The sequence below is a fragment of the Lentzea sp. NPDC042327 genome, from assembly GCF_040647275.1.
Taxonomy (GTDB): Bacteria; Actinomycetota; Actinomycetes; order Mycobacteriales; family Pseudonocardiaceae; genus Lentzea.
Map to the genome: position 1 here is coordinate 142,137 of NZ_JBEZBX010000005.1, position 25,112 is coordinate 167,248.

21 protein-coding genes are annotated in these 25,112 nt (G+C 72.0%); 7 read left to right on the forward strand and 14 right to left on the reverse strand.

Going from position 1 to position 25,112, the window contains the following annotated elements:
* Positions 1–10: 10 nt before the first annotated feature.
* From AB0A63_RS14475 to AB0A63_RS14495, 5 genes are all read right to left on the reverse strand, one after another.
* Entirely contained in the window at positions 11–2,983 is a 2,973-nt protein-coding gene (locus AB0A63_RS14475) for an AAA family ATPase (protein ID WP_360390256.1), read from the reverse strand.
* A gap of 11 nt (positions 2,984–2,994) precedes the next feature.
* Positions 2,995–3,150 carry a hypothetical protein gene (locus AB0A63_RS14480; RefSeq protein WP_360390259.1) on the reverse strand — a complete coding sequence of 52 codons (156 nt, stop codon included), beginning with the start codon at positions 3,148–3,150 and terminating at the stop codon, positions 2,995–2,997.
* Between the two features lie 82 nt (positions 3,151–3,232).
* Entirely contained in the window at positions 3,233–6,061 is a 2,829-nt protein-coding gene (locus AB0A63_RS14485) for a BTAD domain-containing putative transcriptional regulator (protein ID WP_360390262.1), read from the reverse strand.
* 335 nt (positions 6,062–6,396) lie between these two features.
* Positions 6,397–6,588, reverse strand: a complete 192-nt coding sequence (locus AB0A63_RS14490) for a DUF397 domain-containing protein (RefSeq protein WP_360390264.1) — start codon at positions 6,586–6,588, stop codon at positions 6,397–6,399.
* A 24-nt stretch (positions 6,589–6,612) separates the two neighbouring features.
* The gene (locus AB0A63_RS14495) at positions 6,613–7,461 is read right to left on the reverse strand and encodes a helix-turn-helix transcriptional regulator (protein WP_360390267.1); all 849 of its coding nucleotides are present in this window, start codon (positions 7,459–7,461) and stop codon (positions 6,613–6,615) included.
* Positions 7,462–7,610: 149 nt separating this feature from the next.
* Here AB0A63_RS14495 and AB0A63_RS14500 point away from each other — a divergent pair, with 149 nt between their 5' ends.
* The gene (locus AB0A63_RS14500; RefSeq protein WP_360390270.1) at positions 7,611–7,928 is read left to right on the forward strand and encodes a hypothetical protein; all 318 of its coding nucleotides are present in this window, start codon (positions 7,611–7,613) and stop codon (positions 7,926–7,928) included.
* 405 nt (positions 7,929–8,333) lie between these two features.
* On the forward strand, positions 8,334–10,559 hold the full coding sequence (locus AB0A63_RS14505; protein ID WP_360390272.1) for a SulP family inorganic anion transporter: 2,226 nt from the start codon (positions 8,334–8,336) through the stop codon (positions 10,557–10,559).
* 58 nt (positions 10,560–10,617) lie between these two features.
* On the opposite strand, the gene dacB is transcribed toward AB0A63_RS14505, so the two are convergent.
* Both dacB and gndA read right to left on the reverse strand, forming a co-directional pair.
* Positions 10,618–12,156: a D-alanyl-D-alanine carboxypeptidase/D-alanyl-D-alanine-endopeptidase gene (dacB, locus tag AB0A63_RS14510; protein ID WP_360390275.1), complete on the reverse strand. Its 1,539-nt coding sequence runs from the start codon at positions 12,154–12,156 to the stop codon at positions 10,618–10,620.
* Positions 12,153–13,583, reverse strand: a complete 1,431-nt coding sequence (gene gndA / locus AB0A63_RS14515) for an NADP-dependent phosphogluconate dehydrogenase (RefSeq protein WP_360390278.1) — start codon at positions 13,581–13,583, stop codon at positions 12,153–12,155. Before gndA ends, dacB begins: the two co-directional genes overlap by 4 nt.
* Positions 13,584–13,705: 122 nt before the next feature.
* Here gndA and AB0A63_RS14520 point away from each other — a divergent pair, with 122 nt between their 5' ends.
* Entirely contained in the window at positions 13,706–14,005 is a 300-nt protein-coding gene (locus AB0A63_RS14520; protein WP_360390281.1) for a DUF2218 domain-containing protein, read from the forward strand.
* On the opposite strand, the gene AB0A63_RS14525 is transcribed toward AB0A63_RS14520, so the two are convergent.
* Positions 13,988–14,611 (reverse strand): LysE family translocator, encoded by a 624-nt coding sequence (locus AB0A63_RS14525; protein WP_360390284.1) that lies wholly within the window; start codon positions 14,609–14,611, stop codon positions 13,988–13,990. The genes AB0A63_RS14520 and AB0A63_RS14525 overlap by 18 nt on opposite strands.
* Positions 14,612–14,667: 56 nt before the next feature.
* Between AB0A63_RS14525 and AB0A63_RS14530 the strand changes: the two genes are divergently transcribed.
* Positions 14,668–15,150: an Lrp/AsnC family transcriptional regulator gene (locus AB0A63_RS14530; protein WP_360390287.1), complete on the forward strand. Its 483-nt coding sequence runs from the start codon at positions 14,668–14,670 to the stop codon at positions 15,148–15,150.
* On the opposite strand, the gene AB0A63_RS14535 is transcribed toward AB0A63_RS14530, so the two are convergent.
* The 4 genes from AB0A63_RS14535 to pyk form a co-directional block, all read right to left on the reverse strand.
* Positions 15,147–15,269 (reverse strand): hypothetical protein, encoded by a 123-nt coding sequence (locus AB0A63_RS14535; protein WP_360390290.1) that lies wholly within the window; start codon positions 15,267–15,269, stop codon positions 15,147–15,149. The two genes, AB0A63_RS14530 and AB0A63_RS14535, sit on opposite strands and share 4 nt — an antisense overlap.
* Positions 15,270–15,400: 131 nt before the next feature.
* Positions 15,401–15,988, reverse strand: a complete 588-nt coding sequence (locus tag AB0A63_RS14540; RefSeq protein ID WP_360390293.1) for a Uma2 family endonuclease — start codon at positions 15,986–15,988, stop codon at positions 15,401–15,403.
* A gap of 12 nt (positions 15,989–16,000) precedes the next feature.
* Positions 16,001–16,900 carry an acyl-CoA thioesterase II gene (tesB, locus tag AB0A63_RS14545; protein WP_360390296.1) on the reverse strand — a complete coding sequence of 300 codons (900 nt, stop codon included), beginning with the start codon at positions 16,898–16,900 and terminating at the stop codon, positions 16,001–16,003.
* A gap of 12 nt (positions 16,901–16,912) precedes the next feature.
* Positions 16,913–18,337 carry a pyruvate kinase gene (gene pyk / locus AB0A63_RS14550; RefSeq protein ID WP_360390298.1) on the reverse strand — a complete coding sequence of 475 codons (1,425 nt, stop codon included), beginning with the start codon at positions 18,335–18,337 and terminating at the stop codon, positions 16,913–16,915.
* Between the two features lie 64 nt (positions 18,338–18,401).
* Between pyk and AB0A63_RS14555 the strand changes: the two genes are divergently transcribed.
* On the forward strand, positions 18,402–18,746 hold the full coding sequence (locus AB0A63_RS14555) for a VanZ family protein (protein ID WP_360390301.1): 345 nt from the start codon (positions 18,402–18,404) through the stop codon (positions 18,744–18,746).
* Here AB0A63_RS14555 and AB0A63_RS14560 read toward each other — a convergent pair.
* A complete protein-coding gene (locus AB0A63_RS14560) occupies positions 18,694–19,341 on the reverse strand; it encodes a DUF2461 domain-containing protein (protein WP_360390303.1) in 648 nt (215 codons plus the stop codon). The genes AB0A63_RS14555 and AB0A63_RS14560 overlap by 53 nt on opposite strands.
* 75 nt (positions 19,342–19,416) lie before the next feature.
* Between AB0A63_RS14560 and AB0A63_RS14565 the strand changes: the two genes are divergently transcribed.
* Complete coding sequence (locus AB0A63_RS14565; RefSeq protein ID WP_360390306.1) at positions 19,417–21,333, forward strand: helicase-associated domain-containing protein; 1,917 nt, start codon at positions 19,417–19,419, stop codon at positions 21,331–21,333.
* 35 nt (positions 21,334–21,368) lie between these two features.
* Entirely contained in the window at positions 21,369–24,251 is a 2,883-nt protein-coding gene (locus AB0A63_RS14570) for an NACHT domain-containing protein (protein ID WP_360390308.1), read from the forward strand.
* Here the strand turns inward: AB0A63_RS14570 and AB0A63_RS14575 are convergent.
* Positions 24,241–25,065 (reverse strand): DNA/RNA non-specific endonuclease, encoded by an 825-nt coding sequence (locus AB0A63_RS14575; RefSeq protein ID WP_360390310.1) that lies wholly within the window; start codon positions 25,063–25,065, stop codon positions 24,241–24,243. The genes AB0A63_RS14570 and AB0A63_RS14575 overlap by 11 nt on opposite strands.
* Positions 25,066–25,112: the final 47 nt, after the last annotated feature.

A 25,112-nucleotide genomic window follows, 5' to 3' on the forward strand; every position in this document is an offset into this window, starting at 1 on the left:
AAGCAAGGGGTCAGGGCGGTGCCAGCAGGGCGCGGTCGTAGGCGATCGCCACGGCCTCCGCGCGCCGGGAGGCGCCCAGCTTCGCCATGATGCGCGAGAGGTGCACGGACACGGTCTTCTCGCTGATGTAGAGCTCCTCGCCGACCTCGCGGTTCGTCCGCCCGGAGGCCACCAGCTCCAGCACCGCGCGTTCCCTCGGCGTGAACAGGTCGACCTGCTCGCGCACCGGCGCGTCAGCCCTCAGCGTGATGCGGGCCCGTCTGGCGACACCGGCCACGGCGTCCGCGAGCGCTTTCGCACCGAGCTTCGCCGCGGTCTCGTCGGCCCGGCGCAGCTCGTCGGCCGCGGCCTCCCTGCGGTCGGCGCCCAGCAGCGCCTCGGCGAGCCGCCACCGGCACAGCGCCTGCTCGAACACCAGGCCGTAGCCGAACCCGTCGACCGCGGCCTGCCACAGCGCGGGGTCACCGGGGCCGGTCAGCCGGGACTCCTCCGCCTGCGAGCGGGCCAGCCAGGCGCGGCCCTCCGGTCCGAGCGCACCGGAGCGCGGGACGCCGTTGCGCGCGGTCAGCCGGACGTGCTCGGCCAGCCTGCGGCCCTCGGCGACGGCCTGTTCCTCCGCCTGCCGGTCCCGCTTGCGGCGGGCCTTCGCGGCGATGTCGGCGTGGGCGGCGACGCCGATCGCGCCGATCCGGATGTCGGCCAGCATCCACGGCCCGCCGAGCTTGCGGGTCCACTCCAGCACGTCGGTGACCCGTTCGACGGCCAGCTCCGGCCGTCCCCGCCACAGCGCGAGCTCACCGCCGGTGCCGCCGGTGATCAGGGCGATCTGGATGTCGCGGTGCCAGTCGCTGCGCAGCTTCGTGATCACCCGCTCGGCCTCGGCGAGCTGCCCGCGGCCGATGGTGAGGTGGGTGTTCGCGGCGCGCAACCTGGCCAGCACCGTCGAGGACACGGACATGCCCGGCGGTTCGCTGGCCCAGTCCGCGTAGTCCCAGTCGCCCAGGTAGTAGTGCACGAGCACCTGCTGGATGCGGATCTCCAGGCCGAACATGCTCCAGGTCAGCCCGGTCTCCTGGGCCCGCTCGCCCGCCTCGTTGTAGACGCGGGCGGCGGCGGTGAGGTCACCGCGGTCGTAGTGCATCAGGCCGTGGTAGTACCGGGCGCGCAGCTCGGTGTTGACCGCGCCGACCTCCCTGGCGCACTCGATCGCGCGCTCGAAGTTCCGCCACGCGTCCTCCGGCCGGTTCGCGTAGTCGTCGAGGATGCCGAGCGTGCCGAGGGCGTCCGCCACGGCTCCCGGCGCGTTCGCCGCCTGCCCGTCGGCGATGGCCAGCTCCGCCGCCTCGCGCGCCTCCTCCCCGCGCCGTTCCTGCCGCAGCAGGGAGGCCTTGCCGGCGAGCACGCGGGCCCGCGTCGGGCTCGCGTCCCGGTCGCAGACCAGGTTCCACGCCGCCATCATGACCTCGTGGTGCTCCTGGTCGTTGCCGTCCAGGATCGACAACGCCTGGGCGAGCCGCAGCAGCACCTCGGCCTGCTCCTCCGGCGACTGCCCGGCGAGCGCCTTCGTCGCGCTGCGCCCGAACGCCACCGCCCGCTCCGGCTGCCCGGCCGTGCCCGCCACCCAGGACGCCCGCCGCAGCAGCACCGCTTCGTCCACATCGGACGGACGGTCCGCCGCGGGCACCGCGTTCCACAGGTTGAGCGCCATCTCCAGGTGCTGCAACGACTCCGCGGGCGCGCCGGCGCGTTCGGCCTCCTTGGCGGCCTTGATGAACGCCGTGAGCGCCTGCCCGTGGTCGTGGCTCTGGAACGCGTGGTGCGCCAGCGCGGCCGCGGCGCCCCGCTCGTCGAGGTGGTGCGCGAGGTGGTGCGCGTACGCCGCGTGCAGCCGGACCCGTTCGCCGGGGAGGAGGTCGCCGTAGACAGCCTCCCTGAGCAACGCGTGCCGGAAGGTGTAGACCTCGTTGTCGTCCACGACCAGCAGGTGGTGCTGGACGAGCTCGCGCAGCGCGGTGTCGAGCGCGAGGTCGCTCATCCCGGCGACCTCCCTGAGCCGCTCGTGCCGCACCCGGCGGCCCCGCACCGATGCCACCCGCACGACGTGCTGCGCCTCCGGGCTCAACCGCTCGACCCGGCTCAGCAGCACGTCCGCCAGCGCGCTCGGCAGCGAGCGGTCGTCGCACGCCGCCACCGCGATGAGCTCCTCGGCGAAGAACGCGTTGCCCTCCGAGCGTTCCGCGACCTGCTGCACGACGTCGGCGGGCAGGTCGTCGCTCAACGCGTCCACGAACCTGCGTGCGTCGGCGGCGTTGAACGGCGCGAGGTCCAGCCGTTCGACGGCGGGCAGCCGCACCAGCTCCGACAGCAGGGGCCGCAGCGGGTGGCTGCGGTGCAGGTCGTCGCTGCGGTAGGTGCCGACCACCAGCAGGCGCTGGGACCTCAAGCGGGACAACAGGAACGACAGCAGGTAGCGGGTGGACGCGTCGGCCCAGTGCAGGTCCTCGACGACGAGCAGCACCCGCTGCCGCTCCGACAGCTCGGTCAGCAGGCCGAGCACCGCGTCGAAGAGCTGGAGCTGGCCGACGTCCTGCACGGGCCGGCGGCCGGGGATCAGGCTGGGCGCCAGCATCGCCTCGGTGCCGGGCTCGCGTTCGGCCGGAAGTGCCAGCTGCGGCAGGAGCATCGCGAGCGCCGGGCGGTGCGCGGTCCCGGTCTTGAGCTGGCCGAGGGCCTCGGCGAACGGGAGGTAGGGCAGCCCGGTCTCACCGGCGTCGAGGCAGCGTCCCAAGAGGACGAGCGTGTCGTCGGCCGCGGCGGCCAGCTCGTCGACCAACCGGGTCTTGCCGACGCCGGCGTCACCGGCGAGCAGCACCGCGGCGGCGGTGCCGTTGCCGGCGCCGGTGAGGGCGGCGCGCAACCGGGCCAGCTCGCGGTCGCGGGCGACCAGGGGAATTCCGGAACCCAGACGTGCCACGGGAGGCATGCTCGCACACCTCACGGGCTGGTGCCGCCGTGTTTCCGGGAGGTGCGGTGGATCACCCGGTGGAACCAGCGGCGCGGGCCGCCGTTGGACCGCTGCCAGGTGCAGCGGGCGTTCGCGCGGCGGTAGGCGATCTCGGCGTTGACGGCTTCGAGGGTCCACTCGGTCATGGACCTGAGGGTGGTGCTGAGGGTGGGCCGGGCGCATTGGCAGAACGGGTGCGATCGGCAGCGAGAAGCCTTACCCCGCCTGCTACACCGCGGTCACCGCGCGCGCCCGTGCCAGCCTCGCCCGGATGCCGTCCGCCTCCGGTGCCCCCAGCTCCGTGAACAGCGCCAGCGCCCGCTGCCAGTGCGCCGCCGCACCCGCGGCCCCGAGCCGGTCGAACACCGCGGCGAGCCGGTCGTGGGCCAGGGCCTGGTGGTAGGGCGACACCGCGTCGCACGCGACGGCCAGCGCGGTGCGGGCCGACGACAGGGCGCCCTCGGTGTCACCGGTCTCCAGGAGCGCGGTGGAGAGGTCGACGTGGCAGGCGGCTTCCCCGCACTGCTCACCGACCTCGTGGTACATCCGCAGGGCCACGCGCAGCCACGGCATCGCGTCGTCGTAGCGGTCGTTGGCGAGGTAGAGCAGGCCGAGGTGGTGGTGGGCGTTGGCCTCCGCCCACCGGGAGCCCGCGATGCGCGAGACCTCCATCGCCTCGCGGTAGTGCGCTTCCGCCTCCTCCGTGCGGCCCAGGTCCATGAGGGTGCCGGCGACGGTGGTGAGGGCGCGGGCCTGCTGGTGGACGTCGGCCTTGCCGCGGGCCACCTCCAGGGCGCCGCGGTGGGCGGTCAGCGCCTCCTCCTTGCGCTCCACCTGCAACAGCGCCACGCCGAGGTTGAACTGCATCACGAACCGCGCCTCGTCGTCGCCGAGGGCGTTCGCGGCGGCCAGCGCGGCCTGGGTGATGCGCAGCGAGGTCTCGCGTTCGGTGCGGAGCCAGAGGTAGCGGGACAGCGTGTACGGCAGCTGCCAGGCGTGGACGTGCCAGCCGGAGGACGCGGCGTGCTCGGTGGCGGCGATGAGGTTGGCGCGTTCGGAGTCGAACCAGGCCATCGCGTCGGAGGGGCCGGTCAGGGACGGCACGGCGGCCGGGCGGTGCTCCGGGGCCACCAGGACGCTGCCGCGGTTGATGGGCAGCAGGCCGTCGGCGAGGTCCGCGCAGTGCAGGTAGTAGTCCAGCATGCGGCCGGTGGCGGCCCGGCGCTCCGGTTCGGAGAGCTCGCCCGCCAGGGTCTTCGCGTAGACGCGGACCATGTCGTGGGCGACGAGGCGGCCCGGTTCGGAGACGGACAGCAGGTTCGCGGCGGCCAGTGCGTCCAGCGCGCGCTGGGCCTCCAGCAGGGAGACCTCCCCCATCGCCGCGACGACGTGCGGGGTCAGGTCGGCGCCGGGGTGCAGGCCGATGACGGGCAACAGGCGAGCGGGAACCGCTGGCAGCGCACGGCGTGATGCGTCCAGCGCGGCGCGCACGGGACCTTCGCCGTCCTCCAGCCCGAGAGCGGCCAACCGCCCGTGTTCGTCCTGCAGTTCCTCGACGAGCTCGGCGACGCGCAGCTTCGGGGACACCGCCAGCCGGGCGGCGGCGATCCGCAACGCCAGCGGCAGACCGTCGCACAGCTCGGCCAGCGACCGCAGGGCGGCGGCTTCGGCGGCACCGCGGCCCGCGACGCGGCCCAGCACGTCGACGGCGGCGTCCGCGGTGAGCATGTCCAGCTCGACCAGCTCCGCCTCGACCTGCGCCACCAGGCCGACCAGGCGCCGGCGCGAGGTGACGACCACGCACGACGGCGCGCCCGGCAGCAGCGGCAGCAGGTCACCGGAGCCGCGGACGTTGTCGAGCATCACCAGCATCCGGCGGTCGGCCAAGAGCGTGCGCAGCAACGCCGACCGCTCGTCGACCGAGACCGGGGTGTCGCCGGCGGGAACGCCGAGGGCGCGCAGGAACCGGTTCAGCACCTCGCCGATCTCCAGCGGTTCCCGGTTCGGGTCGTAGCCGTGGACGTCGACGTAGAGCTGGCCGTCCGGGAACTCCTCGCGCACCCGGTGCGCCCAGTGCAGCGCCAGCGCCGTCTTGCCCACGCCGGCCGGACCGGTCACCAGCAGCACGGGACCGTCGTGCGCGCTCAGCAACGAGTCCATCCGCGCCAGCTCCGCGTCCCGCCCGATCAACGCGACGGGTGCGCGCGGCAGCTGCGCGGGAACGGTCACGACGGGCTCGGGGGCCGGCTGCGCCGGGAGGCGGACCGGCGCGCGTTCCGGTTCGGGGCTGTCCCCCGCCAGCACGGCCTGGTGCACGCGGCGCAGCTCCGGCCCCGGTTCCACGCCCAGCTCGTCGATCAGCACCCGGCGGGCCTCGCGGTAGGCGGCCAGCGCCTCCGCCTGCCGGCCGGCCTGGACCAGGGCGCGCATCAGCAGCCCGTGCCCGCGTTCGCGCAACGGGTGCTCGGCGACGAGGGAGGTGAGCTGCGAGACGAGCTCGGGGCCCTGGCCGATCGCGAGACCGAGCTCGGCGCGTTCCTCGACCACGGCCAGCCTGCGTTCCACGAGCCGGCCGCGTTCGACGTCGGCGAAGAGACCGGACACGCCGCCCAGCGGCTCGGCGCGGAACAACGCCAGCGCGTCGTCCAGCTCCACCGCGGCTCCGGCGAGGTCCCCCGCCGCGCGCATGCGGTGCGCGAGCGAGACCTGGCGTTCGAACACGTCGAGGTCCAGCGCGCCCGTCTCGACCCGCAGCAGGTAACCGTCGCCGACGGACGTCAGCAGCTCCGCGGGGGCCCGGCGCGCGCGGGCCGGCTCCAGTGCGCGGCGCAGCCCGGCGACGTAGGTCTGCACCAGGTTGACCGCGCTGGAGGGCACGTTGTCGCCCCAGACGGCCTCGATGATCGTGCCCCTGCTCACCGGGGTGTTGCGCGACAGCAGCAGCACGGCGAGCACGGCGCGCTGCTTGGCCGCACCGAGATCGACCTCGTGACCTGCGCGAACGACCCGGAGAAGGCCGAGAACCTCGAACCGCAGGGGTTCCTCGCGCAGTGTCACCGATCTGTCCTTCGCCTGGTGGCCAGCTGGAGCTTGAGGACCACTTCAGTCGGGCTCCAGTCGTGCTGTAGAAGGCATTCTTACGCTTAGCGTGTCCAACCAACCACAGACGGCGAGATCAACGGAAACCCGGGGGTCGAGCAGTCGACGGGGTTGGACCGGACAGCGGAACACCCGCTGCTCCCCATGATCGACGTGGGCCGGCCGGCGTGCAAGGGGCATCCAGCCCGCGGCGGCGGAACGCCGGCCGGCCCACGTCCCCCTTTCCGCACACGACGAAGCCCCGGCTGGGCGATCCAGCCGGGGCTTCGCGGTTCTTCGCGGCTTGTCGTCGATCAGCTGGCGAACGTGCCGGTCCTGGCGGCGGAGAGGAAGCCCTCCCACCCGGCGGACCCGAACCGGAGCTGGGCCCCGTCCGCGTTCTTGCTGTCACGCACGGCCGCGCCGGCCGGGACGAGCGCGATCTCCACGCAGTCGGGTCCGCTGGCGGACGATCGGCTGCTCTTGCGCCAACGCAGGCTTTCCACTGTCTGTTCACTCCCGGTCTGCGATCAGCCGAGAGCGCGAGCGACTTCCGTGATCAGGGTCGCGGAGTCCGCCGGCTTGAGGGCGGTCCGCACCAGACGCTCGAACACCTCGGCGTACCAATTGACGTCACCGGACTGCTCCAGGTAGACGCCGCTTCTCGTGCTCTCGATGTACACCACGTCGGGGTCCAGCTGCTCGGGGAAGCTCAGGATGACGAACGGCCCGTCCATCGCAGCGTAACCACCGGCGCTGAACGGCACGACCTGCATCGTGACGTTCGGCAGTGCACCGACTTCGAGCAGACGCGCCATCTGCGTGCGCATCACCTTCGCGCCGCCGACGAGCCTGTGCAGGGCGGCCTCGTCGATCACGACGTGCAGGCGCAACGGGTCGTCCTCGCTCAGCAGTGCCTGCCGAGCCTTGCGCAACCGGACCCGCCGGTCGATCTCCGCGGTGCTCGCCTCTGGGAGCACCTGGGAGATCAACGACCTCGTGTACGCCTCGCACTGCAGCAGGCCGGGGATCATCAGGCCCTGGTAGGTCCTGATGGAGTCGGCGTCGGCCTCGTACCCGACGTAGCGACCGGGCACGATGTCGCCGAACTCGTCCCACCACGCCTTGCGGCGGGCTTCCCTGGCCAGCTGGACCAGCTCTTCCAGGGTGGTGGCGTCCGCACCGTAGGCGGTGAGCATGTCCCGCACGTCGCGCGGGCTCACCCCCACCCTCCCGGTCTCGATGCGGCTGATCTTGGAAGCCGAGCACTCGAGGCGCTCGCCGACCTCCTCGATCGTCAGCCCGGCCGCTTCGCGCAACCGCCGCAGCTCGCTCACGAGCCGGCGTTTGCGCAGGGTCGGGCTGCTACCCCGTGGCATCCACACCTCCTGGTCCGCGTCCAAGTTTGAGAGCAAAGGACACGCCCGCAAAGGGACGTCATCCATTCGTGTACTGCAACTTGCAGTTCGGCTCCGGGCCGGGCCAGGCTGCATGGGTTGCTCACGCGAGGACTGGAGCTCTGAGCCTGATGGCCGTCACGGTGTTCAGCCAACTGGACAGGTCGCTGCACTCCCACCTGGCCACGCTCGCGGACCTCGCCGAGCGCGGTGACGACCAGACGGCCCTCGTGCTCGCCAGGGTAGAGCTGCCGAGGGTGGTCGCGGTCGTCAAGGCGTTGCTGGACGAGCACCAGCCCGACGAGCACGGCCGCTGCGCCACGTGCAGGCGCGGCTGGTTCTCCCGGCGGATGCCCGCGCCGTGCCGGGCCTACCTGTCGGCGCAGCTCGTCCTGACCGTCGTGGGACAGGGGACTTCGCACGGCAAGCACCTGCGCCCGGTGGGCTGAACTCCGGAACTCGATAGTTCTTCAGCTCCGCCCCGGCCTGGGCCGGCTCCGCACCCCCCGACCGGAGCCGGCCCTTCTCGTGCCGGTCGGCCATCACCTCGCGTGACGATCACCGCGAAGATCAACACGACCGGCTGAAAGGTCTGTCACAGCGCCGCCTCCGCCCGCATCATTGTGGTGACGCGGCCTGGTCCCGACCCCGGATCCTCGTGCCGACACGGAGGTGTTCCCGTGCCGACCCCGCATGACCGCGCCGACGCGCTCGCTGCCGTCCGGCCGCGCCGCCTGCTGCCCTTACAGCGCCGCTAGCGCCCCTTCACCCGCGCTCTCCCCCTTCCCCATGTCCTGTGCCGGTCGCACAGGGCCATGCGGTCATTCCGCCGTTCCCACGAAAGGCAAGAAGACGTGAACCACCTCCAGCGGTCCAACGCCGGCGAGCACACCCCGCACGGTCCTCCGGGCGGGGTGCGCCTGGTCCTGCGGCACGACCTGCCCGCGAGCTTCGTGCTGTTCCTGATCTCGATCCCGCTCTCGCTGGGCATCGCCCACGCCACCGGCGCGCCGCTGATGGCCGGGCTGATCTCCGCCGTCGTCGGCGGTGTCGTGGTCGGCGCGCTCAGCGGGGCGCCGTTGCAGATCAGCGGACCGGGCACCGGGCTCGTGGTGATCGTCGCCGGGCTGGTGGCGCAGTTCGGCTGGGCCGCGACCGCCGCGATCACGCTGGCCGCCGGGGTGCTCCAGGTGGCGCTGGGCCTCACCGGGATCAGCCGGCTGGTGATGTCGCTGTCCCCCGCCGTCGTGCACGGCCTGCTGGCGGGCATCGGCATCTCGATCGCGGCCGGTCAGCTCGTCGTGGTGCTGGGCGGCACGGCGGCGTCGTCGGTTCCCGCGAACGTCGCCCTGCTGCCGGGTCAGCTGGCCGGGTCCCACCTGGGATCAGTGCTGGCCGGCGCGGTCGCGGTCGCGGTCCTGCTGCTGTGGCCGCGGGTCCCGCGCGCCTCGCTGGTGCCGGCGCCGCTGGTCGCCGTCGCCGCCTCGACCGGGCTCGCGGTCGCGCTGCGCCTCGACGTCGCACGGGTCGACCTGCCGGACAGCCACTCCCCGGTGTTCCCGGAGATGCCGCAGGGCAGCGCCGGAACCGTGGTCGTGGCCGTGGTGACGGTCGCGCTGGTGGCGAGCATGGAGTCGTTGCTGTCGGCGGTGGCCGTGGACCGGCTGCACGACGGGCCGAGGGCCCGGCTGGACAGGGAGCTGATGGCGCAGGGCACCGGCAACGTGCTCGCGGGCGCCCTCGGCGGGTTCCCGATCAGCGGTGGCCTGGCGCGCAGCTCCACGAACGTCGCCGCGGGCGCGAAGACCCGCTGCGCCGCCATGATGCAGGGGCTGTGGATCGCGGTGGCGGTGCTGGCGTTCGCTCCCGCGCTGGAGCAGATCCCGCTGGCGGCGCTGGCGGGCGTGCTGCTGGTCGTCGGCCTGCGGCTGGTGTCGGTCGAGCGGATGCGCAACCTGGTGCGGCACCAGGAGCTCCTGGTCTACGCGGCGACCGTGCTCGGCGTCGTCCTCTTCGGACTGCTGGAGGGCGTGGTCGCGGGGCTGACGATCGCGCTGCTGCGCGCGCTGTACCGGTTGACGCACTGCTCGGTGCGGGTCGAGGGCAACCGGGTGTGCGTGCGCGGGTCGCTGGTGTTCCTCGGCGTCGGGGGGCTGGTGCGCGAGCTGCGCCGGTTGCCGCTCGGGCAGACCGTGGTGCTGGAGCTGCACGTCGACTACCTGGACCACGCGTCCTACGAGGCGATCGACGACTGGCGCGAGGGCTACGAACGGCTCGGTGGCCGGGTTCAGGTCGACGAGGTGCACGACACCTGGTTCGACCAGGCGGACCAGGGCAGGCCGGGGCGGCGCAAGACGTTGCCCGGTCCGCTGCCGCGCTGGTTCGCGCCGTGGTCGCACTGGCAGGGCGCGGGCACCACGGTGCACCTGCCGTCGCAGCGGCCGTCGCCGGAGAGCGATCCCATGCTGCGGGGCATGCACGAGTTCGAGACGCGGTCGGCGCCGCTGGTCCGGCCGTTCCTGCGGGAGCTGGCGGTGCGCGGGCAGCGACCGCGGCAGCTCTTCATCACCTGCGCCGACTCCCGGGTGGTGCCGAACCTGATCACCACGTCCGGGCCGGGCGACCTGTTCTGCGTGCGCAACATCGGCAACCTGGTGCCGATGCACACCGCTGAGGACCGGTCGGTCGGCGCCGCGGTCGAGTACGCGGTGGAGGTCCTCGGCGTCCGCTCGATCGTCGTGTGCGGGCACTCCGACTGCGGTGCGATGAAGGCGCTGGTGAGCGGCGGCGCCGCCCGCGGCTCACACCTGCACTCCTGGCTGCGCAACGCCGAACCGTCGCTGATCCGCTTCCACGCCCCCACCGCGCCCGGCTGCGCGGAGCTGCCGGTGGCCGACCGGCTCGCGGTCGCGAACGTGGCGCAGCAGCTGGACAACCTGCTCGGGTACCCGAGCGTGCGGGAGGCGGTCGCCGCGGGCGCGCTCTCGTTGAAGGGCCTGTACTTCGACATCTCGAACGCCCGCGTGTACCTGGTGGACCCGGACCGCAACGGGCTCGAACCCGTGCCGTCACCGGCCTAGGAAACGCCGGAGCCGCCCCGGTTCGTCCCGGGGCGGCTCCAGTGGTCTCACGCGTGGGTCAGCAGGTGCCGATCCACGAGCACTCGACGTCGAAGCGCTCCTGCGGGGGAACCGTCACGCGTTCCTGCGCGGGGGCCTTCCGCTGCTGCGGAACGGACTCGACCTTCGGCGTCGCCACCTGCGCGCCGCCGTCGGAGGCGAGCCGCACGGCGACCCTGTCCTCGACCGCCTTCGGGCTGAACCACAGCACCACGTTGTTCTGCACCAGCGAGAACACCAGCTGGCGGCCCGACGCCGTGGTGACGTACCCGGACAGCGCCGAGACGCCCGAGAGCGACCCGGTCTTGGCCAGCACGGTGCCCTCCGCGGCGGTGCCCTTCATGCGGCCCGCCAGCGTGCCGTCCCTGCCCGCGACCGGCAGCGCCGCCGACCAGGTGCCGAACCACGGCTTGGTCTTCGCCTTCACCAGGATCGAGGTCAGGTCGTCCGGCGACATCTGGTTCAGCCGGGACATGCCGGAGCCGTCGAAGACCTCGACCCAGTTCGGGTCGATGCCCAGGCCCGCCCACTTGCGGCTGAGCTGGTTGACACCGTTGGCGAACGAGCCGCCCGCGGTCTTGACCAGCACCTCGGCCAGCATGTTGTTGCTGTTCTTCAGCAACGGGGTGATCAGCTGGCCGAGCGTCTGCGACGTGTCGGAGGCCAGCACCGCGGCACCCTGCGGCGCCTTGGCCCGCTTGACGCCGCCGAGGACCTGGACCCCGTTCTGCTCCAACGCCTTGCCGAACACCGACGAGACGAGCCCGGTCGGATCCTTGACGGTGGACAGCGCGGTCGTCTCGACCCAGGTCGAACCGCTGACCTTGATCACGTTCGTGCCGTGCTCGCGTTCGACGGTGATGCCGGCGTCCCCGTTGGTGGTCGCCGTGCTCTGGATCTGCACCACGTCGTTCGCGGGCTCGACGCTCACCTGCACCGGCGCGCCCGTCGCGGCGCCCGGCTTCACCCGCACGAGGACCGTGCCGGCGCTGTACCGCTCATCCGGCGAGAGCGTCAGTGCCGACGTCTCCGCGCTGTAGGAGTACGGCTCGTCGTCCCACGCCCAGCCACTGCCGTACGGCTGCGCGTCGAACGCCGTGTCGTCCAGCACGAGCGCGCCGGTCACCTGCGTGACACCGCTGTTCTTCAACGCCGCCGCCAGCGCCTGGTAGCGCGCGGCGGACATCGTCGGGTCGCCCGTGCCGCGCAGGACGAGGTCGCCGGTCAGCGTCGAACCCGAACGGGCACCGGACGACTGCAGCTCGGTCTTCCACCGGTGGTCCGGCCCGAGCAGGTCGAGCGCCGCCGCGGTCGTGAGCACCTTCAGGTTCGACGCGACCTGAGAGCGCTTACCACCTGATCTGGTGTACACGACCTCACCGGTGTTCGCATCCCGCACGGTGATGCCGACGTCCGCGCCCTTGAGCCCGGAGTCGGCGAGGATGGCGTCGAGATCGCGGGTCAGCGCCTCGTTGCCGACCGCCACGGCGCCACCGCTGGACGTCAGGGTCAACCCCGCCGCCGCGACGACGACCGCCCCCAGTAAACGAAGTTTCACGCTTCCACCTCAGACCTGTCGCCTGACCACAACGTGTGGAAGCTACCGGCCCTGTCGGTGCGCCGATAAGTGTGTGCGCCGAAGAAGTCGCGTTGTCCCTGAACGAGTGCCGCGGGCAGCCGTTCCGAGCGAAGTCCGTCGTAGTAGGCCAAAGCGGACACGAAACCGGGCGTCGGGACACCGGACTCGACCGCGCGGACCACGACGCGCCGCCAAGCGGCCTCGGCATTCCGGACGGCGTCGCGGAAGTAGTCGTCCACCAGAAGAGACGCGAGATCCGCGTTCGCGTCATATGCCTCGCGAATGCGGTTGAGGAACCGTGCGCGGATGATGCAGCCACCGCGCCAGATCGTCGCCATCGCGCCGAGGTCGATGTCCCAGTCGAAGTTCTTCGACGCCTCGCGGATCATGTCGAAGCCCTGCGCGTACGCGACGACCTTCGACGCGTACAGCGCCTGCCGCACGTCGTCGACGAGCTCGGCGTCCGGCTTCGCCACGACCTCGCTCGCACCGAACGCGTCGCGCACGGCCTTGCGCTGGTCGGTGTGGCCGCTCAGGCTGCGCGCGAACACGGCCTCGGCGATGCCGGTGACCGGGACGCCGAGCTCCAGCGCCTCCTGCACGGTCCAGCGGCCGGTGCCCTTCTGCTCGGCGGCGTCCTCGATGACCTGCACGAGCGGCGTGCCGTCCGCGTCGACGTGCTTGAGCACCTCGGCGGTGATCTCGACCAGGTACGACTCCAGGTCGCCCGAGTTCCACTGCGTGAAGACCTCGGAGATCTCCGCCGGCGTCTGCCCGCCGACGCGGCTCAGCAGGTCGTACGCCTCGGCGATCAGCTGCATGTCGGCGTACTCGATGCCGTTGTGCACCATCTTGACGAAGTGCCCGGCACCGTCCGGCCCGACGTGCACGCAGCACGGCTGCCCGTCGACCTTGGCGGCGATCTCCTCGAACACCGGCCCGACGTGCTCGTAGGACTCGGCGGGACCACCGGGCATGATGCTGGGCCCGTTGAGGGCGCCCTCCTCGCCGCCGGAGATGCCGGCGCCGACGAACAGCAGGCCCTTCTCCTTCAGGGCGGCCTCGCGGCGGCGCGTGTCGGCGTAGTGGGCGTTGCCGCCGTCGATGACCATGTCGCCGGGCTCCAGCAGCCCGCTCAGCTCGTCGATGACGGCGTCGGTCGGCCCACCGGCCTTCACCATGATGATGATCTGGCGCGGCGTCTGGAGGCTCTGCACGAGCTCCTCCAGCGTCTCGGCGCCGACGAAGTCGCCCTCGTGGCCGTGCTCGTCGAGCAGCGACTTCATCTTCGCGGGGGTCCGGTTGTGCACGGCGACCTTGAAACCGTGCCGCGCGAGGTTGCGCGCGAGGTTGCTGCCCATGGTGGCGAGACCGGTGACCGCGATACGTGCTTTGCCTTCCGTCATGGCCGACAGCCTGCCGTGTTCTCAAGCTTTGCGCGAGATGTCACAGCGTCTTCTCAGCCATCGTTTCGCCAGGTGAACCGCGTCACCCAACGGTACGTACAGCAAGGCGTAAGTTGGTTTTCATGACGTTCGTGAGCGAGGGCACCTCGGCGACCGACCGCGCCGAGCGCTACGGGTCCCAGCTGGTCAAGCACTTCACGCAGAAGGACCTGGAAGGGTCCTGGGAGGACGGACGCGGTTTCGTCCGCTTCTCCGCGGGAACGGCGTCCTTCGCCGCTCTTCCGGACGCGCTGCGGCTGCGCGTCGAGGCCTCCTCGGAGGAGGACGCCGCCCGGCTGCGCGACGTCGTCGAACGGCACCTGGTGCGGTTCGGGACGCGCGACGAGCTGAGCGTCTCGTGGGACTCAAGCGGCGAGAACTGACGCCGCCATCCCGATGAGAGCGGTACCACAGACCCGCTCGAACGCCGTGCGGACCTTCGGCCTGCTCAGCACCGTGCCCAGCTGACGAGCCAGCGGGACCACCACCACCCAGAACCCCGCGAACACACCGACCGTCACGGCGCTCAGCAGCGCGGCCTGCGGCAGCGGTGGGCTGTTCGGGTCCATCGCCTGCGGGATGAGGCTCAGGAACGTGAGCATCACCTTGGGGTTCAACAGATCGCAGAGCAGGCCGCGCAGGAACACGTTGCCACCGCTGCGCGGCAGCTCCTGCTCCTTGCCCGCGCCCTTCAGCGTCATGAACCCGAGGTGGGCCAGGTACAGCGCGCCGACCGCCTTGACGAGGAAGAGCGCGGTCGGCACCGCCACCACGAGCGCGCTCAGTCCGACGGTCGCGAGCGTCGCGTGGACGAGCAGCCCCGTGACCACGCCCAGCGCCGCCGTGACGCCCAGCCTCAGGCTGCGCACCGCGTTCCCCATGATCAGGACGAAGTCGGGACCGGGCACGACCGTGATCACCACGAGTGCCAGCAGGAAAGACGTCCACGCGATGTGCATGGCGGGATCGTCCGCCACTCGTTCTGCCACATTCCACCTGGTCAGTACGATGTTCGCTTATGCGCGAACAAGCCGAACTGGATTCGGTGGACTGGCACATCCTGGAGGAGTTGCAGAACGACGCCACCCTGCCGAACCGGTCGCTCGCCGAGATCGTCGGCCTGGCCCCGTCGTCGTGCCTGCAGCGGGTGCGCCGGCTGCGCGAGCTGGGCGTGATCACGGGCTCGCACGCCGTCGTCGACCCAGCCGTGCTCGGACTGCCGCTGGAGGCCGTCATCTCGGTGAACGTGCGGCCGCACACGCGCCCGGTGGTGGCGGCGTTCCGCGCGTTCGTGATGGCCCAGCCCGAGACGCGGTCGATCTTCCACGTCTCCGGGCAGGCTGACTTCCTGATCCACATCGCGGTGGCGGACTCCACACACCTGCAGGCGTTCCTGATGGACAAGATCGCGTCGCGGACGGAGGTGCGGAACCTGACGTCGTCGGTGGTGCTGGAGCGGGTGGAGACACGGGCGCTGACCCCGCCGGCGACCCTGCGGCCGACGCACCGGCGGCGCCGCGCGGACTAGCGGTTGAGGGTCAACGCATCCAGGTCGACCACCAGTGGTGCGGGACTGAGGAGCTCGACCTTCCCGGTACCGCCGCCGACGTACTCGTAGCGACCGTCGACCAGAACGTGTGCCGCCATGCTGATCGGGTCCTTGAGATCGACGATCCAGTAGTACTGGATACCCGCAGCAGCGTACTCATCCGGCTTGATCTTCAGGTCCGACCCGGCTTGAAGACCCGCACGGGTGGTTCGAACAGGCGTGCTAGGAGCTACTCCATCAGGCGACGTCGAACCAGTGCGGCGAGGTCCACCGTCATCGGTGCCGGGCTGCGCACGTCGAGCACCCGCGAGCCTCCTCCGGCCAGCTCGTACCGGCCGTCCACCAGGGAGTGCGCGACCATGCTGACCGGCTCGTCCAGCGCGACCACCCAGTAGTCCGGGATTCCTGCGGCGGCGTACTCGCGCGGCTTCACCCGCAGGTCCACGTCCTCCGACTCCTCGGACAGGACCTCGACCACCAGCGCCACGTCCGCCGCGTCGAAGCGCGTCACCCCGGCGTCGAAGAGCTTGCTCGAAGCCACGACGACGTCCGGCTTGCGCATGAGCGGGCGTGCACTGTCCTTGAGGAGGACGTCGAACGCGTGCACGACGTCGAGTTCGACGGGCAGCTGGTCCTCCAACTGGTCCGCCAGCAGGCGCACCGCGCGTTGGTGCACGGGATAGCGCGGTGGCATCTCCACCAGCACCCCGTCCACCAGCTCGTGGCGGCGGCAGTCTTCCTCGGGCAGGGCGTCGTAGTCGGCCAGCGTGATGATCACGGCCAGGTCATCGACGTGCGACGACCCGCCCTTGATCACTCACACAGGGCCTCAGTCCGACTTGACGACCCGGATCAGCCCCTCCTGCACCACCGTGGCCACCAGCTGCCCGTCCTGCGTGAAGAACTGCCCGGTCGCCAGCCCGCGGTTCCCCGAGGCGGACGGCGAGGCGGTGTCGTACAGCAGCCACTCGTCGGCGCGGAACGGGCGGTGGAACCAGATCGCGTGGTCCAGGGAGGCGCCGAGGACCTTGTCCAGTCCCCAGTAGACGCCCTGCTTGGCCAGGACGCCGTCCAGCAGCGTCATGTCCGAGGCGTAGGTCATCACGCAGATGTGCAGCATCGGGTCGTCCGGCAGCTTGCCGTCGGCCTTCATCCACACGCGGGACACGGCCTCGCCGGGACCGTCCTCACGGGACTCCCACGGCGGCTCGGTGACGTAGCGCACGTCGATCGGGCGCGGGAACTTCGAGTTCACCAGGGAGTAGCCGGCGGCCTGTTCGGTCCACGTCGGCAAGGTCTCCGGGTCCGGCACGGAGGGCATCGAGGAAGCGTGCTCGACGCCCTGCTCCTCCAGCTGGAAGGAGGCGGAGAGGGCGAAGATGGCCTTGCCGTGCTGCACGGCCACGACGCGGCGGGTGGTGAACGAGCGGCCGTCGCGGATGCGGTCCACCTCGTACACGATCGGCACCCGCGGGTCGCCGGGCCGGATGAAGTACGAGTGCAGCGAGTGCACCCGTCGTTCCACCGGCACGGTCCGACCCGCGGCCACCAGGGCTTGACCGGCGACCTGCCCGCCGAAGACGCGCACCGGCGACTCGGCGGGGGACACACCGCGGAAGATGTTCTCCTCGATGCGTTCCAGGTCGAGCAACGCGACCAGGTCGTCCACTGCGGGTTGGCCACTCACACCGGGTGGTCCGGCGGCAGCGGCACGGGCGGCCTCAGTCACGTTCCAACACTCCTACGCGTGGTCTTCCTCCCCCAGCCGGTGCACCCGGATGAGGTTCGTCGACCCAATGGTGCCAGGAGGCGATCCGGCGACCACCACCATGAGGTCACCGGCCTGGTAGCGGCCGATCTCCAGCATGGCCACGTCGACCTGGCGGACCATCTCGTCGGTGGACTCCACGCGCGGCACGATGAACGTCTCGGTGCCCCACGTCAGCGACAGCTGCGAGCGCACCGACGGCTCCGGCGTGAACGCCAGCAGCGGCAGGTGCGTGTGCAGGCGGGCCAGGCGGCGGACGGTGTCGCCGGACTGGGTGAACGCGACCAGGGCCTTGGCGTTGAGGCGCTCGCCGATGTCGCGGGCCGCGTAGGAGATCACACCGCGCTTGGTGCGCGGGACGTGCGTCAGCGGCGGCACGACGACCGACTCGGTCTCGACGGCCTCGATGATGCGGCCCATGGTCTGCACGGACTCGATGGCGTAGCGGCCGACCGAGGTCTCACCGGAGAGCATCAGGGCGTCCGCGCCGTCGAGCACCGCGTTCGCGACGTCGGACGTCTCGGCGCGGGTCGGGCGGGAGTTCGTGATCATCGAGTCGAGCATCTGGGTCGCGACGATGACCGGCTTGGCGTTCTCGCGGGCGATCTGGATCGCGCGCTTCTGCACCAGCGGCACGCTCTCCAGCGGCAGCTCGACGCCCAGGTCGCCGCGGGCGACCATGACGCCGTCGAAGGCCAGCACGATGGCTTCGAGGTTGTCCACGGCCTCCGGCTTCTCGATCTTCGCGATCACCGGGAGGCGCTTGCTGCCCGCGCGGTCCATGACCTGGTGGACCAGGTCGATGTCGGCGGGCGAGCGGACGAACGACAGTGCGATGAAGTCCACGCCCAGCGAGAGCGCGAACTCGAGGTCCTCGATGTCCTTCTCCGACAGCGCCGGCACGGAGACGTCCATGCCGGGCAGCGAGAGGCCCTTGTTGTTGCTGACGGGTCCGCCCTCGGTGACCTCGCACACGACGTCGGAGCCTTCGACCTCGACGACCACGAGGCCGACCTTGCCGTCGTCCACGAGCAGGCGGTCGCCGACCTTGGCGTCCTTCGCGAGCTCTTTGTACGTCGTCGACACGCGGTCGTGCGTGCCCTCGACGTCCTCGACGGTGATGCGGACGATGTCGCCGTTGTTCCAGTCGACAGGGCCGGCCGCGAACCGGCCGAGCCGGATCTTGGGGCCCTGCAGGTCGGCGAGGATGCCCACGGCGCGACCGGACTCGTCCGCTGCGGCGCGGACCATGTCGTAGACCTGCTTGTGGTCGGCATGGCTGCCGTGGCTGAAGTTCATCCTGGCCACGTCCATACCGGCCGCTACCAGGTCACGGACCTTTTCGGGCGTGCCAGTGGCGGGACCGAGGGTACAGACGATCTTTGCGCGTCGACTCACGTGTAGAGAGAGTAGTCCTCGTTCCTGGACCGATCCCGAACTACTCCTCGGTAATGTTCTGCCAATGGGTCGAGTGTTCCCGTTCGTGTTCGCCGCGTTGCTCAGCGTCGTCGTGTTGTTCACCCCCGAGTCAGGTGTGCCCTCCTCGCCGCCGGGCACCGACAAGGTCGTGCACCTGGTGCTCTTCGGCCTGCTCGCGTTCACCGGCCTGCACGCGAAGATCCCTCACGTGCTGTGGGCGCTGGTGGCGTACGCGGGGCTCTCGGAGGTGCTGCAGGAGCTCATCACGCCGCTGCACCGCAGCGGGGACGTCCTCGACGCGCTGGTGGACGTGGCCGGGATCGGTCTCGGCTGGGCTATCGCCGCGGCTTCTCGCTCACGCCGACGTGGTCCTCGCACCACGCGTTGAGGTCCCTGAGCTGCCGCCACGCCTTGCGCACCCGGTCCAGGGCGCCCGGCTCGTGCAGCACGTCGTCGGGCTCCCAGACCTTGCGCACCCAGATCGACCGGTGCTTGAGCAGGTCGAGGTGCGGGTGGTCGTCGGCGAACCCGCGCGGCTTCGACCTCATCACGTCGCCGTGCAGCTTCCAGCCCTGCTTGACGAGCTTGTCGACGACCTTGCGCAGCAGGACGCCGTGCGCGTCGACGGAGGCGCGGTAGCGGGCCAGCTGGTCGGACTGCATGTGGAACGAGCCACCGCCCACCATCAGGCCCTCCGGGCTGAGCTGCACGTAGTACGCGCCGCCGCCGCGGCCCTTCTCGATCACGGCGCCGCAGTGGTCCTTGTACGGCGTCTTGTCCTTGGCGAACCGCACGTCGCGGTACGGCCGGAACACCTTGCCCTCACCGAACTCCCCCTCCAGCGCGAGCAGCAGCGCCTCCATGGGGGCGCGCACGTCGCGCAGGTAGGTCTCCCTGTTGTCGTCCCAGTACGCCTTCGAGTTGTCCAGCACCAGGCCGTCGTAGAAGTCGATCGCGTACTCGCCGAAACCTTCGAACGTCACCGAGTCAGCCTAGGCGGCACGCCCGAATGCGTGAAAACTCGTTTGAGCGCAGACGGTCGGGGCATACTCGGACGAATGCCACGCCGTACCACCGCGCTCGCGAACTGGCTCCAGCGGCTCGACCAGGACGCGGTGGCGGCGGTGCTGACACACCGCAGGGACGTGGGCGACCGGTTGCTGCGCACCCTCAAGGACCTCGCGTACCAGCTCACGGACCCCGACTCGGTGCACCGCGCGGAGGAGGACCTCGACCAGGGCGCGGTGGACGTGCTCGGCGCGATCGTCCGGCTGGGCCGCTCGGCGAGCGTCGACGCGGTGTGCGCGGAGCTGCGGTGCTCGGTGCGGGAGTTCGACCGGGCGTTCGCCGAGCTCAAGGTGCGCGCGCTGGCCTGGCCGGAGGGGCCGGTGCTCAAGGAGGTCAACTCGGTGCGGGCCCTGCACGCCCGGCCGCACCTCACGCCGCGGCCACCGGCGGCGCGGCGCGGGCCGGTGCCGCGGGTCTCGCCGGTCGGGCCCGCGACGTCCACGGTGGACGGGGTGGCGCGGCTGCTGGCGCACTGCGAGCGGGACGCCTTCGAGGCCCGCCACACCGGCGGTGTCGCGACCGGGGAGATCCGGCGGGTCGCGCGGGCTCTGCGGGTCACCGACGGCGTGCTGCGGCTGCGGCTGGAGCTGGCGGTCGAGGCGCAGCTGCTGGGGCTGGAGCGCGGGCGCCTGCTGCCGACGCGGCACGCCGACGCGTGGCGGGACGCGCACCCCGGGGACCGGCTCGCGCGGCTGGTCGAGGCGTGGCGGCGGATGGACTGGCGGCCCGACGCCGAACAGGCGCGGGCGGCGTTGCGCGACTACGCCGGGCAGTGCGGCGCCGAGCTGCGGCGGTCGACGCTCGCGGCGTTCAGCACCGGCCACGCGGTCGTGGAGCCCGGTGAGCTGGTCGCCGAGCTGGAGTGGGCCCGCCCGGCCGTGCACGACCTGCGGGCCACGGCGGTCGTCATCACCGAGCTGGAGGCGCTGGGGCTGGTCGCGGGTGGCGCGCTGACGCCGCTGGGACTGGCGGTGCGCGACGGCGGTGACGTGGCGGCGGCCGCGGTGGAGCTGATGCCGCCGGCCGCGGACCGGGCGGTGTTCCTGGCGGACCTGACCGCGGTGGTGGACGGCCTGCCGGGCACGGTGCTCGCCGCCACGCTGGACCTGGTGGCGGACCTGGAGGACGGCGACTCCGCGCGGGTGTGGCGGCTGTCGGCGGAGTCGATCCGGCGGGCGCTCGACGCCGGGCTGCCGTCCGAGGAGGTGCTGCTGCGGCTGGGGGTCGTGGCGGACGGGCCGCTGCCGCAGGCCGTCGAGCACCTGGTGCAGGACGTGGCACGGCGGCACGGGCAGCTGACGGTGACCGAGGTCGCGTGCTGCGTGCGGGCGGAGGACCCCGCGCTGCTGCGGGAGATCGCGCGGTCCCGGTCGCTGGCGCAGCTGGGACTGCGGTTCCTCGCGCCGACCGTGCTGGCGTCCGCGGCGCCCATGCCCGAGACGCTGGCGGCGTTGCGCGCGGCCGGGTACGCGCCGAAGGGCGTCGACGGCGCTGACCGGTCCATTGTGGAGCGTTCACGGCCGGACCGGGCGCCCGCGCGCGGTGAGCGCGGACCGGACCGGCAGCGCGCCGAGCTGGACGACCTGGAGCTCACCCAGCTCGCGGTGCGGCTGGTGGAGCAGGAACGGCAGGTCCTCGGCCGGGGCACGCCGAGGGCGAACGCGGCGCGGCTGCTGCGCGACCAGAACGTCTTCCTGCGCGACGAGGAGGTGCAGCGGCTCGCGTCGGCGCTGGTCGACGGCCGGCCGGTGCGCATCGGGTACGCGAGCGGCCCGCGGCAGACGGAGTCGGTCCTGATCACACCGGTCAAGCACCTCGACGGCGTGCTGACGGCGGACTGCGAGGGCGGTGTGAGCCGGGAGTTCCGCATCGAGCACGTCCGCGCGGTGCACGCGCCCGGCGGGTGAACACCTGGTGAAGTCGCCGCCGCACCGGTGATCACGTGCTGATACTGGGGACCGTGCCCGACCCGTTCTCCGCCGGACTGCTGATGGTGCTCGAGACCGTGCTGGAACGCTTCCTGCTCGGGCTCTTCGACGCGGCGCACAAGGGTGCGCGGGACAAGAAGCGGCAGCGGGAGCTGACCAGGCCGGGTCCGCTGGTCGAGCGGATCGGCACCGAGCTCGCCCGCGGTGAGCTCGGCGGGGTCGCGGAGAACGAGTGGCGCGCCGCCGTGGCCGCGGTGCGCGAGTCGGTCGAGGCCGCGCTGCCGCTGCGCGAGGACGAGGCGCTGCACGTGGTGCTGACGCCCGAGGCGCTGCGGGCGCACGTGCTGGCCAGGTCGGTGGCGGTGCGGCGGGCGGCTGGGCTGTCCGAGGCGGCCTCGGCCGGCTACGACGCGCTGCTCACGCGGGTGTGCGTCGCGATCGTCGAGCTGGTGCGGTCGCAGCCGGAGTACGCGCGGCGGCTGGCCGTGGCGATGTTCCAGCTCGGTCAGCGCACCGCGGACGCCGTGGCGCGGTTGCCCGAGCAGCAGCGCGCGGCCGTGGTCGCCGCGCACCGCGAGTTCGAGGACCGGTACGCCGAGCAGGTCGCGCACGCGCTGGGCGGCCTGGAGGTGTTCGGGGTCTCGCGGGGACGGGCGCCGCGCCGGCACTCGTTCGACAGCTCGTACGTGTCGCTGGCCGTGGCCAGGGTCGGTGACACCGGCGAGCTGACCGGTGCCGGGCTGCCGGTGGCGGCGGCACTGGCGGACACGCCGCGGGTGCTGGTCCGCGGCGGCGCCGGTGCGGGCAAGACGACGTTCCTGCGCTGGCTCGCGATGAACGCGCTGGGCGAGACCAGGACCTCCGGCGACGAGTGGCTCGGCCTGGTGCCGTTCTTCGTGCCGCTGCGGCAGTGCACGGCGTTGCCGAAGCCGGAGGAGTTCATCGCCTGGACCGCGGCCGTGATCGAGGAGGAGAAGCCGTCCGGGTGGGTGACCGCGCGGCTGCGGGAGGGCAGGGCGCTGGTCCTGGTCGACGGCGTGGACGAGCTGGTGTGGGAGCGGCGGGCCGAGGCGCGGCAGTGGCTCGCGCAGCTCGTGGCGGCCTACCCGAAGGCGCGGTACGCGGTCACGACCCGGCCGGCGGCGGTGCCGGAGGACTGGCTGGAGGACTGCGGTTTCGCGGCGTTCGACCTGTTGCCGTTGAGCGACAAGGGGGTCCGCGACTTCGTCGAGGCCTGGCACACGGCGGCGCGCGACGAGCCGGGGCTGCCGCGGGACGCGCGGGTGTGGCTCGCCGAGTGCGAGACGCGGCTGGTGGCGACCCTCGCGAAGCGCCCCGACCTGCGGCGGCTCGCGTCGAGCCCGCTGCTGGCGGGACTGCTGTGCGCGCTGCACCAGGACCGGAACATGCACCTGCCGCGGGACCGGCGGTCGCTGTACGAGGCGGCGCTGGACCTGCTGCTGGTGCGCTGGGACGAGGACCGCGGCCTGGTGCTGCCGGCGTTCTCCAAGGAGGAGCAGCTCGTCCTGCTGCAGCGGTTCGCGTACTCGCTGGTGCGCAACAGGGAGCTGATGGTGCCGCGCGAGGAGGCGGTGCACCGGCTGGGGAACGCGATGCGCGGCCTGCGCTCGCACGACGTGGACCCGGATGAGGCGATGCAGCGGCTGCTGGAACGCGCCGGGCTGCTGCGGGAGGCGGCCGGGGAACGGGTGCAGTTCGTGCACCGGACGTTCCGCGACTACCTGGCGGCCAAGGAGGTCGTGGACGCGGGCGACCTGAACCTGCTGGTGGACCGGGCGCACCTGGACGAGTGGCACGACGTGGTGGTCATGGCCGTCGCGCACGCCCGGCCGCGCGAACGGGCCAGGGTGCTGATGGACTTGCTGGCGGGCAACGACGACACGCGCAAGGACGAACGCGGCCGGGACAGGCTGCGGCTGCTCGCGCTGGCGTGCCTGGAGCAGGCCGACGTGATCGAACCGGAGACCGCACGCGCGCAGGTGACGTCGGCGGCGGCCGCGCTGATCCCGCCGACGAGCTTCGCGCACGCCGACGCGCTGGCCGAGGCCGGGTCGTTCGTCGTGGACCTGCTGCCGGGACCGGAGGCGGTGGCCGAGGCCGCGTTCGTCGTGCGGACGCTCGCGAACATCGGCGGTGAGGGCGCGTGGGAGCGGCTCGCGGAGTTCGTGGCCGTGGACCAGGTGATGGTCGTCGACGAGCTGCTGAGGGCGTGGCGGAACACCCCGGACGCGGAGGACTACGCGCGGACCGTGCTGTCCGGGGTGGACTTCGGCGACCGGCGGGTGGACGTCCGCGGCTGGCACCGCATCCAGTTCATCGCGCACCTCGCGAAGCTGCGGTACGTGCGGTGCATCGGCAACATCAACCCGCTCGACCCGCTGGGCGCCATGCCCGCGCTGAACCGGCTGGAGCTGTGGCAGAACGAGGTGGTGCGCGAGCTGGCCCCGCTCGCATTGTCGGGGTCGCTGCGGGAGCTGCACCTGAGCCGGTGCCGGCCGCTGGGGCGGCTCGACCTGGCGCCGGTGCGGGGACTCGATGAGCTGCACCTGCACTTCAGCCGGGTCGACCTCGCGTCGCTGGAGGGCGGTGCGCTGCGGCGGTTGCAGGTCCGCGACGAGGGCCTGGACGGCGGTCTGGCGGCGCTGCCCGCGTTGCCCGCGCTGCGGCACCTGGCCCTCGACCACCGCCCGCCCTACCCGCTGGCGGGGCTGGAGCGGTGGCCGACCATCACGACGCTGGAGGTGTTCGGGGTGCCCGCGGCGGACGAGCTGCGCGTGCTGCCCGCGCTGGAGCACCTCGTCGTGCACCAGCCGGAGTCACCGGCCCGGCTGGCCGGGCTGCGCCGGGAGCTGCCGGGGCTGCGGATCACCACCTGATGTCGGCGAGGCTGCCCAGCGGCGGGCGCTGCGACGCGTCCTGCGGCTGCACGGCGGACGTGTCGGCGGCGTGCAGCTCGGCCGGGAACGTGAAGCTCACCCGCTGTTCGAGCTCGGTCAGCGACACCTGGAACACCCGGAACTCGTCGAGGTCGAGCGCCTCGGCCAGCACGAGGTTCTGGGTGAGCAGGAACGCGCTGCAACGCAGCTCGCCGTCCACGACGAACGCGATGGCCTTGAAGAACTCGCGCGGGATCGGGACACCGCGGAACACCCGGTCGTCGACGTTGAACACCGGTCCGCCGTAGACGCTCACCCTCAGGTCGTCCACGTCGACGTCGGCGAGCACCGCGTCCTCCAGCCGCCCCCAGAGGCCTTCCTTGGTGCTCTGGTTGAAGTCGTCCATCTGCGGGGTGATGTTCGTGAAGAAGAAGGAGTCCCGGTTGGCCTTCTTCGCCTCCGCCGTCGGCCCCCAGCACAGGTCGGCGCGGCGCGCGATGTGGCCGCGGTCGAGCCGGTTGTCTCGGTAGAGCTCGTCACCGGTCTGGAACTCCGCGGGCACCCTCGGGTCCTTGACGAACGGGATGCCGGTGCGGCTCAACGCCTTCATGGCGGCACCGTCGATGTTCCACGCCACCCAGCTCGCGAACCTGCGCGACCTGCTCAGCGCGAGCGAGAAGTGGGTGTAGTCGATGGTGGTCGAGCCGTTCAGCTCGACCGCGTCCTCGGCGCCCGCCCCGGTCAGCACCGGAATCCCGGCGTCCGTGCCGAGGAACCCGGTGTCGAAGCCCGTCTGCACCGCTGTGCTGGTCATGTGTCGCCCCCTGTGACTCACCTGCAGGATCGACAGTGTCACCACGA

What these genes read in the sequence shown, in the direction of transcription:
- AB0A63_RS14495 (WP_360390267.1), bottom strand. Translation starts at nt 7,461, where the DNA reads ATGCCACGGGGTAGCAGCCCGACCCTGCGCAAACGCCGGCTCGTGAGC.
- AB0A63_RS14520 (WP_360390281.1), top strand. Translation starts at nt 13,706, where the DNA reads ATGACGTTCGTGAGCGAGGGCACCTCGGCGACCGACCGCGCCGAGCGC.
- AB0A63_RS14480 (WP_360390259.1), bottom strand. Translation starts at nt 3,150, where the DNA reads ATGACCGAGTGGACCCTCGAAGCCGTCAACGCCGAGATCGCCTACCGC.
- AB0A63_RS14575 (WP_360390310.1), bottom strand. Translation starts at nt 25,065, where the DNA reads ATGACCAGCACAGCGGTGCAGACGGGCTTCGACACCGGGTTCCTCGGC.
- AB0A63_RS14565 (WP_360390306.1), top strand. Translation starts at nt 19,417, where the DNA reads ATGCCACGCCGTACCACCGCGCTCGCGAACTGGCTCCAGCGGCTCGAC.
- AB0A63_RS14535 (WP_360390290.1), bottom strand. Translation starts at nt 15,269, where the DNA reads ATGGCGGCACACGTTCTGGTCGACGGTCGCTACGAGTACGTCGGCGGC.
- AB0A63_RS14475 (WP_360390256.1), bottom strand. Translation starts at nt 2,983, where the DNA reads ATGCCTCCCGTGGCACGTCTGGGTTCCGGAATTCCCCTGGTCGCCCGC.
- AB0A63_RS14555 (WP_360390301.1), top strand. Translation starts at nt 18,402, where the DNA reads ATGGGTCGAGTGTTCCCGTTCGTGTTCGCCGCGTTGCTCAGCGTCGTC.
- AB0A63_RS14500 (WP_360390270.1), top strand. Translation starts at nt 7,611, where the DNA reads ATGGCCGTCACGGTGTTCAGCCAACTGGACAGGTCGCTGCACTCCCAC.
- gndA (WP_360390278.1), bottom strand. Translation starts at nt 13,583, where the DNA reads ATGACGGAAGGCAAAGCACGTATCGCGGTCACCGGTCTCGCCACCATG.